Annotated in this window: 9 protein-coding genes and 8 tRNA genes; 1 reads left to right on the top strand and 16 read right to left on the bottom strand. The window is 31.4% G+C overall.

Annotation, left to right across the window (positions count from 1 at the left end):
• Nucleotides 1-99: 99 nt before the first annotated feature.
• From K4L35_RS02780 to K4L35_RS02720, 13 genes are all read right to left on the bottom strand, one after another.
• Nucleotides 100-774: a signal peptidase II gene (locus tag K4L35_RS02780; RefSeq protein WP_221617412.1), complete on the bottom strand. Its 675-nt coding sequence runs from the start codon at nt 772-774 to the stop codon at nt 100-102.
• 1 nt (nt 775) lies between these two features.
• The gene (gene ileS, locus K4L35_RS02775) at nt 776-3445 is read right to left on the bottom strand and encodes an isoleucine--tRNA ligase (protein WP_221617411.1); all 2670 of its coding nucleotides are present in this window, start codon (nt 3443-3445) and stop codon (nt 776-778) included.
• Nucleotides 3446-3453: 8 nt separating this feature from the next.
• Nucleotides 3454-3984 carry a hypothetical protein gene (locus K4L35_RS02770; RefSeq protein WP_221617410.1) on the bottom strand — a complete coding sequence of 177 codons (531 nt, stop codon included), beginning with the start codon at nt 3982-3984 and terminating at the stop codon, nt 3454-3456.
• Between the two features lie 161 nt (nt 3985-4145).
• Nucleotides 4146-4221, bottom strand: a tRNA-Phe gene (locus K4L35_RS02765).
• Nucleotides 4222-4226: 5 nt separating this feature from the next.
• Nucleotides 4227-4302, bottom strand: a tRNA-Asp gene (locus K4L35_RS02760).
• A gap of 2 nt (nt 4303-4304) precedes the next feature.
• Nucleotides 4305-4380, bottom strand: a tRNA-Met gene (locus K4L35_RS02755).
• 31 nt (nt 4381-4411) lie between these two features.
• A tRNA-Ser gene (locus tag K4L35_RS02750) sits at nt 4412-4504 on the bottom strand.
• Between the two features lies 1 nt (nt 4505).
• Nucleotides 4506-4581: transfer RNA gene (locus K4L35_RS02745), tRNA-Ile, on the bottom strand.
• A gap of 24 nt (nt 4582-4605) precedes the next feature.
• Nucleotides 4606-4682 (bottom strand) — tRNA-Met (locus K4L35_RS02740).
• 4 nt (nt 4683-4686) lie between these two features.
• Nucleotides 4687-4763 (bottom strand) — tRNA-Ala (locus tag K4L35_RS02735).
• A gap of 6 nt (nt 4764-4769) precedes the next feature.
• Nucleotides 4770-4846, bottom strand: a tRNA-Pro gene (locus K4L35_RS02730).
• Between the two features lie 150 nt (nt 4847-4996).
• Nucleotides 4997-5983, bottom strand: a complete 987-nt coding sequence (gene dcm, locus K4L35_RS02725; protein WP_221617409.1) for a DNA (cytosine-5-)-methyltransferase — start codon at nt 5981-5983, stop codon at nt 4997-4999.
• Nucleotides 5937-6095, bottom strand: a complete 159-nt coding sequence (locus tag K4L35_RS02720) for a DNA cytosine methyltransferase (RefSeq protein WP_221617408.1) — start codon at nt 6093-6095, stop codon at nt 5937-5939. The genes dcm (K4L35_RS02725) and K4L35_RS02720 overlap by 47 nt, the downstream gene beginning before the upstream one ends.
• Nucleotides 6096-6261: 166 nt before the next feature.
• On the opposite strand from K4L35_RS02720, the gene K4L35_RS02715 reads away from it, so the two are divergent.
• A complete protein-coding gene (locus K4L35_RS02715; RefSeq protein WP_221617407.1) occupies nt 6262-7887 on the top strand; it encodes a hypothetical protein in 1626 nt (541 codons plus the stop codon).
• Nucleotides 7888-7890: 3 nt separating this feature from the next.
• Here the strand turns inward: K4L35_RS02715 and K4L35_RS02710 are convergent, their stop codons facing one another.
• The 3 genes from K4L35_RS02710 to K4L35_RS02700 all read right to left on the bottom strand — a co-directional run bounded on the left by K4L35_RS02710 (nt 7891) and on the right by K4L35_RS02700 (nt 11145).
• Nucleotides 7891-8853 (bottom strand): DNA cytosine methyltransferase, encoded by a 963-nt coding sequence (locus K4L35_RS02710; protein ID WP_221617406.1) that lies wholly within the window; start codon nt 8851-8853, stop codon nt 7891-7893.
• Complete coding sequence (dcm, locus tag K4L35_RS02705; protein WP_221617405.1) at nt 8846-10216, bottom strand: DNA (cytosine-5-)-methyltransferase; 1371 nt, start codon at nt 10214-10216, stop codon at nt 8846-8848. The genes K4L35_RS02710 and dcm (K4L35_RS02705) overlap by 8 nt, the downstream gene beginning before the upstream one ends.
• Before the next feature lie 248 nt (nt 10217-10464).
• Nucleotides 10465-11145, bottom strand: a complete 681-nt coding sequence (locus K4L35_RS02700) for a hypothetical protein (protein WP_221617404.1) — start codon at nt 11143-11145, stop codon at nt 10465-10467.
• Nucleotides 11146-11483 lie beyond the last annotated feature (338 nt).

Genomic DNA, 11483 nt, shown 5'->3' with positions numbered 1-11483 from the left:
TTGTAAGGTGGTTTTTATGTACATTTAAGTTGTTCTTGTTTTCTAATTAATAATCGGAAATTTTTACTATATAAAAACATCACGTTATGTGATGTTTTTTTAATTATGTTGTGTTGTTTTCTTAGAAATGTAGTCTGATAATACTTCTATAAGCAAGTACAATACGTATAATCCACAGCCTAAAACGATTCAGATGTCTGCAAAGTTAAAGGTTCCTAAATTTCTGCTTTTTTCCATGAAAGGCACTCATAAAATATCTTTTACATGTCCTTTAAAAATGAAACGATCTAGCATATTTCCAGCGTCTCCAGCAGCAATAATTGCTAAGAAAATTGCTGCTTTTCAGTCTACGAAGTATAAAACAGTTAGGATTACAACTAAGATTGCGACACTTAAAATTTGAATAAAAGTAATATTTACACCTTTGGGTAGAATTGTTACACCACGGTGATAAATTGATCTAAAACCTATAATACCTCAATCAATTCAATCTTCACGATTAAATGGATATATACTTTCAGCAGGAACTTCTCTGTTTTCAAGAGTTACATAATATGAATCACCATATAATCTGGACTCGAAGATGTTTCCATGTTTAAAAATGAAAGTCTTGGTTAGTTGATCGATTAGTAAGAGGATTGCAAATACCGTTAAAAATGCAAGATAAGATCAAATTATTCTTCTTTTATGTTTTTTAGTATACTGCACAAAATTCATTCAAAAATCGTGAATTTTTGCACTTAGCATTTTGTATCAACTTAATTTTTGAGTCATATTAGTCCTCTAATAAAGTTAATGATTTTATTACGCTGTAGCAGTTAGCACATAAACCTTCGTGAATTTGTTCAGCCATAAAATGATTTCAACATCTTTCACATTTAACACTATCAAAAACTTCTAGTTTTTCTTCTTCGTGACCAAATTCAACATCACCTACCATTAATAAGGTTTTAAGGTCTAGTTCTGAAAATAGATCAGTCTTTTCGTTTAAATAAATTTTAGCTTCGTTGCTACGTTTGATTAAACCTTGTTTTACAGCATTTTCAATCATTCCATTTACTTTATCACGTAAATCAAAGAATTCTTTATACTGATCAAGCAGAGCATGATCAACATTTCCAGGTTGTGGGAATGCTTCGAACATTACTGATTCTTTTTTATCTTTCTTGTTGAAGTGATCATAAGCTTCTTCAGATGTTGTTGGTAAAATCGGAGCAAGAGCGATGATTAAGAACTCAACAATTTCGTATAGGTTGGTTAAAACAGCTAATCTACGCACTGAGTTTTTTTGATATGTGTAAAGAATATCTTTTGTTACCGAAAGATAGAAACTTGAAAGTTCAACAATGTAGTTGTTGATTTCCTTAACAACATTTAGAAAACGGTATTCGTCATAATGATTAATAACGCTTGCTTTAAGAGCTTCTAGTTGGTTTTTGATGTATAAATCTATACCTTCTCTTTTGATATTTGGATTATAATCAAAGTCTTTTAAGTTTCCCAGCATGAAACGAATTGTGTTTCTAATTTTACGATATAGTTCTGAGTTTTGATCTAAGATCCCTTCAGAGATCGAGAAATCGTTTGAGTATTCGCTGTTAGCTGCTCATAAACGTAAAATCTCAGCTCCTCTTTGTTTAACAATGTCAGATGGGCTGACTGTATTGCCTTTTGATTTAGACATTTTTTCTCCATTACCATCAACTACGAATCCGTGGCTGATTAAGTTTTTGTATGGTGTTTTACCATAATAAACAACGGCGTTAATTATTGAAGAATTGAATCAACCTCTGTATTGATCAACACCTTCTAAGTACAAGTCATATGAAGGGTGGGCGTTTGGGATATCAACTGCTATACTTGTTGAACCTGAATCGAATCAAACGTCCATAATGTCCATCTCTTTTGTAAATCCTTGGTTTTGGTACTTTTCAGGTAATAACTCATCAGCTGTTTTTTCTCATCAAATGTCTGCACCATGTTGCTCAACCAAAGCAATTACGTGGTCAAAGATTTCTTCACTGATAACGGGCTTTTTGTCTTGATCATAGAAAATAATAATTGGCACACCTCAAGAACGTTGACGTGAGATTGTTCAGTCTTGACGGTTTTCAATCATTGAGTAAAGACGTTTTTTAGCTCATTCAGGGTGTGTATTAACTTTTTCGACTTCGTTTAAAATAGCTTGACGAATATTATCTAATGACACAAATCATTGTGGTGTTCCACGGAACATGATTGGTTTGTCTGTTCTTCAGTCGTGTGGATATGAGTGAGTAAACTCTTTAGAAAGTACTAAAAGACCTTCTTTTTGCAAGTCTTCAATAATCACTGGATTAGCTTTTGAGTAGAACAATCCTTGGTATTGTGAGAAGTTTTCAATCATCCCTGAATCACTAATGTGCATAATTGATTCTAAATTGTTTTTTCTTCCAATTAAAAAGTCGTCCTCACCAAACATAGGAGCGATATGAACTAAACCTGATCCAGCCTCCAGCGTAACATGGTGCCCAATCACAACAGGAGCTTCTGTTTTAAGAATTGGAGTTTGATAAATTGAACCAACAAGTTCTTTTGCTTCTAGAACGTCCAGAACTTTGATATTTTGTCAATTAAATTCGGCTTGTAGTTTTTCGATTAAATCATTTGCAACAATATAAACTTGACCGTCGTATTGAACCCTTGCATACTGGAAGCTTTCACCTAAAGCTACTCCTGCATTTGCGATTAGTGTTCATGGTGTAGTTGTTCAAATAACTAATCTATCACCTAAATGTACTTTTTCGTTTGCTGATTTGACAATTGGAAAACCAACATATGTTGAAGGAGAAACTACATCACGATATTCCACTTCGGCTTCTGCTAATGCTGATTTACTTGATGGTGATCAATAAACAGGTTTTAATCCGTTGTAGATTAAGCCGTCTAAAGCCATTTTTTTGAAAAGTTTAAGTTGCTTTGCGACAAACTTTTTGTCCAAGGTCACATAAATGTCTTCAAGATCAGAGAATAACTGTAGTTCTTTGAATTGTTTTCTTTGTCTTTCGACCTGTTTTTTAGCATATGTCGCTGCTTTTTTTCTAATAATTAGAGGAGAAAAATCTTCTTGTTTTGCACTTAGTTCGGTTAACATTTTGTGTTCAATTGGCAATCCGTGAGCATCTCATCCAGCAATGAATGGTGAGTAAAAACCTTGTAATGTTTTGTATCTTACAATTATGTCTTTTAGAATTTTGTTTGAAGCGTGACCTACGTGAATATCACCGTTTGCATAAGGAGGACCATCGTGCAAGATAAACTGAGGTTTATCTTTGTATTGTTCCATAATCTTTTTGTAAATTTGATTATCTTCTCATCTTTTTCTAAAAACTTGCTCTTTTTGAATTAAATTAGCTTTCATTTCAAAGCTTGTCTGAGGCATATTTAATGTTTTCTTGTAATCCATTTTTTCTCCTATCCGTTGTACTGTTCTGCAAATGATCAGTCTTGCATTTTGTCTAAATCTGATTTAGGTTTTGCATAATGTTGGTGTTTTATAGGTGTTTGCTTAAAACCATCTATTTTTGCATCAAAACTTCTTTTTATTTGCTTGTCACTTGATCAAATATTGAAGCTGAAGTCTGCATAATCTTTTCCTGGTGTAGCATTTACATCTGTAAGCTCTAATATGAAGTTTTTATTATTAAGAGTCACTTCGCTTTGACGCATTTGACCATTAATTTGATATGCGTTTAAAACCCATAGCGCTTCTGGAGTATAGTTTGTTTTTTGCGGCAATAAACCTGTATCTTCTTGACTTGGAAAATTAATCGAAATTAACTTTTTAAGCTCATCACTGTCATTTTGAGTTAAGAGGTCTCTTGCTTCATAAAGTTCTTTATCTTTTTGATATCTTTCTTGGATATCTGCGCAACCAATAATTGCAAAAGATGAACAAGCCACAAGAGATCCTAAGCTAAAGATTTTGAAAAGTTTTAAGCTCATATTTCTCCCTATAATATTTAATTTAAATTATATTAAATTAATAATCTTTTAAGGCTTTAAAGTTGAATAATATCGATTTTTTTATTACAATATTAACCTAAAAAAATAAATAAAAAAACTGCTTTAGTTTGCATATTAAGAATACACAAGCTAAAGCAGTTTGGTGGCCCCGGCAGGAATCGAACCAGCGACACACAGAGCTTCAATCTGTTGCTCTACCAACTGAGCTACAGGGCCGTAAATGGCGGTCCAGACGGGGATCGAACCCGCGTTCTCCTCCGTGACAGGGAGGCGTATTAACCACTTTACCACTGGACCATTGGTTGCGGAGACAGGACTCGAACCTGTGACCTTCGGGTTATGAGCCCGACGAGCTGCCGACTGCTCCACTCCGCTATATAAAAAGTTTTGGTGTTCAAAGAACAAATGGCGGGTGATGAGGGATTCGAACCCCCGCGGGACTTGCATCCCCTGCTAGTTTTCAAGACTAGTCCCTTCAGCCAGACTTGGGTAATCACCCTTGGTGGACCTAACTGGATTCGAACCGGTAACCGACCGGTTATGAGCCGGTTGCTCTAACCGTTGAGCTATAGGTCCTGTTAATTACAGTTATATTCCGTATGGTAGCACCGATGAGAGTCGAACTCATGACCTTCCGGGTATGAACCGGATGCTCTAACCAACTGAGCTACAGTGCCATAATGGTGGAGAGTATGGGATTCGAACCCACCGCCTCCTGCGTGCAAGGCAGGCGCTCTAGCCAAATGAGCTAACCCCCCATTAAATGGTGAAGAAGACAGGATTTGAACCTGCGACCACTACGTCCCAAACGTAGCGCTCTGCCAAGCTGAGCTACTTCTCCGTGTTTGCTTTCTAATTATAGCATTAAAAAATTTGAATGATAATATTTTTTTAAGTTTTTTTATCGATTCATGCGCTTGGCTAATTTATTATATAACAAATTTAAAAAATGTTTTTTAAAAAAATCGTTTGGTCTTTTTAATCCAAAATCTTATTTATTATTAATGTCTTCCAAAACACTAAAAATTGTTTTTGCCATTTCTTCGATAACAGGAATACATACCGAGTTACCGAAAAGTTTATATCTTTGTGTCTTGCTTATAGATTCAGGGATACTAAATTTGTCAATGCCGTTTTCTATAAAAGCATAATTAACAAACCCTTGCAGTTTCCCTCATTCATTTGGAGTCATGTATCTGATTCCTTGATCATTTTTATCTTTTGAAAATTCTAAACTATGTTGTTTTGGTTGATATATAAGGTTCCTTTCTTTTCCTGAACCACCTGTTGCCATGATTGTGTTTGCAACCGAATCTGGTTCAAGGTTTACAATTTGGAAACCAAAACCTGAGTTTTTAGATTGGTGTTTTTCTTTGTGCTTTTTAAGTGTCTTCATCATTTTTTGCGAAAGATAAAATGATGAATCAACATCTTGATCTAACAATTCAGTCAAATCTTTGTATATTGATTGTGGTTTTCCATAAGGCAGTTCTGGCAATACGTAGCCATCAGGTAAAAGATCTTTTCTAAAACCCATCAAGAAAACTCTTGCTCTTTTTTGAGGAATCCCGAATTCAAGAGGAGTTCTAACAAAGTTTTCTTTTTTAGGTTTGTAAGCATCTCGAGGTGTTTGTGAAAAGTCGTTTGCACCCACAACTTGATAACCGATACTTTCCAAAGTTTCAAGTATTACTTTAAAAGTATTACCTTTATTATGGCTCAAGAGCCCTTGAACATTTTCAAGTAAAAAGGCTTTTGGTTTTGTTGTGTTTAAAATTTGTGCAATGTCAAAAAATAACGTTCCTCGTGTTTTATCTTCAAATCCTGCCTTTAGACCAGCGATTGAAAAAGCTTGACAAGGAAAACCGCCAAGTAAAACGTCATACTCTGTCTTTTTTACTTTTGCTTTAAACTCATCACTTGTAACATCGTTATAAGGATTTTCGCCATAAAGATATTCATAAACTAAAGCAGGCATATTTGTCAATTTCTGCCGAAAGTAGATTTTGAAATTTTCCAGTTTTTTCAAAACCTCTTCTAATACCGCCTAATCCAGCAAACAAGTCAATTGTTTTGTAACGATTATTCATAGTTATATTTTATAACTTTAGCAAACTTAGGGTTAAAGAGTTTTAGTAGTAAATCGATACTGATTTGTAATTTTAAGTATGGAATTATTTCCATTTTTGATCCAAAAATATGTAATCCAAAAATAGCCTCGATATAATTAAAGTAATTATTTTAAAGAGGTTTGAAATGGTAGGAAATAATTCACACGGATTTACAAACGAAATAAATATTGTTGAAAATATAAATAATAAAAGTCTAAATATTTTAAATGCAAATTTAAAACGATTCATAAAAGAGATTTGTAAAGATAATAATATAGAAATTTCTGAAAGCGAAATAATCAAAGCTGAACTTAGCAAATATGAAATTGATTCACAAACAGGAAAAAGAATAAACGTTAAGCCTGACTTTTATATAAAAATAAGAAACATTTGTTTTGGAATAAGCACTAAGCTTGGATCAGGCAATAGCATTCACCAAGAAAGTGTTGAGTCTTTTATAAGTTGACTGCAAGGTTCTGATAAAGCAGTTATTCATGATCAGTCTGTGTTTGATGATTTGCGATTTTTCATTTGAGCTGATGGAAGTTTAGATGGAAGTTCTCAGATTCAGAAAAACTCAGAAGGTAAAGTTATTGGCAGATTCACAACTAAGGAGTTTAAACACTTATATCCTGAAAGGCATGCTAAAATCGAAAAACTATTACAAGATAATCAAGAGCTTATTATAAAAAGAGCTCTTTTTCAGGGCAAATCTAAAAGAGAGGTCGATTATGTTTATCACGGAACATCTGAAAGAGGTCATTGAATAAGTCAAGAAAAATTGCTGAAATATAATTTAGAAAACCCTTTGTTTAAGAGCACTTTCAATATCGGGAGAATGACATTCCAAATCTATAATTCCGATTTAATGGCAACAAAGGTCGGTTCTAGAAAACGTGGTCAAGTGCAGCTAAAATACGGCAGCCTTTTGAGCGACATCCAAGACTTGTTATTCTTTGTCGAAAATAACATGGATTCCTTACAAGGTAAAACCCAAGAAGAAAAACTTTGTCAAACATTGAACAAGAACAAAAAATCTAAATACTGAAAAACGCTTTCTGACAACATCTCTTTAGATGAAAGCAAAAATTATTATGCAGTTCATGTAAATTCAAAAGTCTACTCAAAAAACGTTAACAAAAAAGTTAGTCCAAAATCTGATTTGATACTGATTTGTACTAGCAAAGAAATCCATAAAACTTTTCTTTTGAAAAACCAATATATCATTACAGAGTCTGCTTTGCAAAAAGAAAATATTCAATATCAAAAGGTTCCTGAATCTGGAATATCAGTAAAAATGAAAAAATCCAAGTCATATACAATTACAAAAATGAGTATTGAATCATTCAAAAATGCTTTTGCTGAATATGTTGATGATATCGATATTAAAACAAAAAGTTTAGTTTTATATTCAACAAAAGAAAAGGTCGACCTTAATCCAGAAATTGCCAAAAATCTTGAATTAAAAGAACAAAACTACAAAGAGTTTTGTTCTCGTTACTTAAACATTGGTCTTAAAAATTTTCTTGACTTTGAGAATATCAAAAAGATAAATGCAATAATTAAGGATGAATTAAAAAATGTGATTGACAATAATATAGAAATTAAACAAGCAATTTTTCTTGGTAAGGGTTGAATTGAAGATCCTTATTATTCCTCATTTGTTTACATCGAAGGTAAACTAACAAAAGCATCATTTAATCCTTACAGAATTGATAACGGATCAGGAAGAAGTAGAGGTATCTACACGATAATTTTTAAGCCATCTTAAGCATTATTTTCTTTTTAAAACATGAATCACATTCTGAGCAATCATCGATAAAACAGGAACAACAACACTATTTCCAAGTTGTTTATAACTTTGACTGTAATTTTCTTTGATTTTAAAGTTTTCAGGAAAGCCCATTAAAGCTAAGCATTCTTTAACCGTAAGCTTTCTTTTTAGATCATAGATCACAGGAACGTTATTACCACCTGTTCCCATTTTAGCCGTCAAACAGGGAGAAACACCGCTCGAGCTAAACAAAACTTTGGATGGTCTGATATTGTTGGCTATTATCGGTTCATTCTTTATTTTTGAATTATTTTTGCCAACATATTTATCGATATGAAGTTTTATGTTTTTAAGAGCTATATCTGAAATTTCATGTGATTCTTTAAGATTTCAATCAATTATTTTGTCAAGAGTTGTTTTTAGTTCTTGTTTTTCCGGAAAGATTTTTGAGATATCTACTTCAATATCATTTCTAATTGCTACACAGTATCATCTATTTCGGTTTTGGGGAACTCCAAAATCTTTTGAATTTAAAAGCTTTCAAGTAATTTTATATCCCAGATCGGTTAATGTGTTTTCAATTACTTGAAGCGTTTTTCCGCCATTGTGATTTGTAATACCTGAAACATTTTCCAAAATTACTGCTTCGGGTTTTTTTGCTTCTATGATTCTTGCGACATCAAAAAAAAGTGTTCCTCTTGTGTCTTCGAATCCCAATCTTTTGCCTGCTAATGAAAACGGTTGGCAAGGAAATCCTGCACAAAGAATATTGTGATCAGGAATTTTAGAGGTTTCTATTTTGGTGATATCGCCACTGGGCATCTCGTTGAAGTTATCGAAATAAGTTTTTGCTGCATAAGGATCAATTTCACTTGAAAATACACATTGAGCTCCATTTTGTTCAAGAGCAATTCTAAAACCACCAATTCCTGAAAAAAGATCAATAAACTTTAATTTATTCATTTTCTTCCTTTTTATCTAATATTCTTTCTTTGATAAGGTTACAAATTGCCTTTATTACGGGTGGACTGACAGCATTACCTGATTGTTTATAAAGTTGCGTATCACTCATTCCCGAGTGCAATAAATTATCAATAAAATGATCAGAAAAACCTTGAACTTTTAAGTTTTCTTTTGGTGTTAATTTTCTGATTTTATATCCCTGACTGTCTTTTATTAAAATTTTAGTAGTATCAGATCTTGCTAATAACGTTGGTGATATACCATAAATTGAATAAACTCTTCTTTGTCTCTCTTGGTCATTGTGAATCTCTTTAGGAAGATCAAAGACTTTTAAAATTTTGTTTTCAACTCTAAGATTATTTTCAATTGTTTGTTGAGCAATGAATTTATGCAGTTTATCACTTCTTAAAAAATATTTTTGATCGACATCATTGCTTAAAATGCTTTTTATATATAGTGTTTGATCCTTGCTTTCTAGATAATTAAAAAAATTAAATGACTTTATAGTTTGTCTTTCATTTATTTCTTTTTTAAGTTTTGTGACCTTAATGCTTCTGTTATCTTTGTTGTATTCCTCTATAAATCAGTTCGATACACCAACAATATAAGTTCTAGATCTATTTTGAGGGACATTCATTTCTGAAGAATTGACAACAGAAAAGTCAACTGAATAACCTAAATCACTTAAAATTTGGAGTATTGTTAAAATCGTATTTGAACGATCATGTCCAACTAAGTTTTCAACATTTTCAAGCAAAATAATCTTCGGTTTTTTTGCTTTAATAATTCTTGCTAGCTCAAAAAATAGCGTTCCCCTAGCATCTTCAAAACCCATTCTTTTCCCACTTATTGAAAAAGCTTGACAAGGGAAACCAGCAACTAATAAATCATGATTTTCAACTTCAGTTTCATCAATTTCTCTTATATCGCCCATTAATTTTGTATCAGGAAAGTTCGCTTTGTAAGACTTTAGGGCAAACTTATCAATTTCTGAAGCAAGAATAAAATTTGCGATCAAATCAGACTGTTGAATACCATGCTCAAATCCACCAATGCCAGCAAAAAAGCTCGCTACCTTCAAATCAGAAGATTCAAATAATTTTTCTTTCATTTTTTCAATTTTGTACTCAAAAATATCAGTTATCGAACAACCAAAAAAGTCAGCAATTTTACATAGCGTTTCAAGACTTACTGTCTCGTTTTTGCTTAGTTTAGATAATGTTTGATTACTGATATTGACAAATTCTTTAAACTGAGTTTTGTTAAAATTATTTTCTTTTATTTTTCTTCAAAGCTTTTGGTAACTGAGTTGCATTTTTGGGTCCATGGTTATATTTTCTATTTTATCAGAAAATAAGACCATTTATAGTTACAGATTATAAAATATAAATTAACTGGTTAAAAAAGTAATTATTTTATCTAGCCTTAATTTAATAATCATTAAAACTCCACTTATCAAACTTTATAAGAGAATTATTAATGTTAAAAAATGCAATTATAAAACCTTTTTTATTACTGTTGAGTGAAAGAGTATAAATATTAAAACTTTCAAAAATCACGTTTCATTAAATAAAAAACAGCAAATGCTGTTTTTTTTAATTATAAACCGTTTTATTGTGGAACAGAATCCTTAATTTTCTTAACTAAAGTGTAGTACATTTCTTCGGCTTCTTTCATCTTTATAAGAAACAAAAATCTACAATTTTCATCATTGATTTTATTGTAAATTTTGTCTGCAGTTCCGTCTTCAAATCAAATAAAAATTTTTTCTAATAAATATAAATCCATTAAATCATAACTTCTTTCTTTGTTTATCAAAACATTTAAACTGTTTATATAATATGGTATTTTTTCGCCAAAAAAAGTGATCTTTATTTTATATTGTAAATATGGAAAAATAAATGAAAGGCATGATAAAAAAACCGAAATAGAAGTTATAGAGACCTGTGATACCAATATGGTTGTACGTTTATCTAATAGTTTAGAAAGTTCTTTAGTGTCTTTTGTCATGGAAATTAATAAATCCACTGGGTATAAATTGATTAAAAAAAGCACAATAAACAATCCAATTGAAACTATAGATGATATAAGAATTAAAAGAAGTGAAATAGAGAAAAAAGAAACAAAATCTTTTCTTTCCTTTTGGTTCGCTATAGATCAAAAATTTAAAATTTCTAAAATATTTACACATAATTCATAAAAATCTTTATCTTGCTTAAGAAAAAACACTTCTTTGAACCCATTTTCTTTTAGTTTTAAATTATAGTTATTAGTTGAAGTTTTAGTTTCCAAATTTCGTTTTTTAAATTCTCTATATTCGCAAATTCCTTTAGAACAAAAGAAAACTATTAAAATTAGAAAAGAAAATGCATGACAAGAAATTTGAAATCAAAAAAATAATAAATAAGATTCATGCGACCCCTTGGCTAATAATTTTGTAAGCGATTATATATCGATTCCTGAAAAAACAATACATTAAAAACGTTTTATAATAATATAAATCTTATACTAATAATTTATTTTTAGATTATTGTTTTTAAACTAGGACAGAAAGATCTCAAATTGCTATTTTTCAGTCCTAGTTTTATTAGTTTTCTAAAGAACTCAGCAAATATACAATTTTAAAAAAT

It is taken from the genome of Mycoplasma sp. Ms02 (assembly GCF_019720735.1).
In the GTDB taxonomy this organism is placed as follows: domain Bacteria; phylum Bacillota_I; class Bacilli_A; order Mycoplasmatales; family Metamycoplasmataceae; genus Mycoplasmopsis.
Note: the sequence above shows the minus strand (reverse complement) of the source record. Positions and strands in the feature narration are given on the sequence as shown.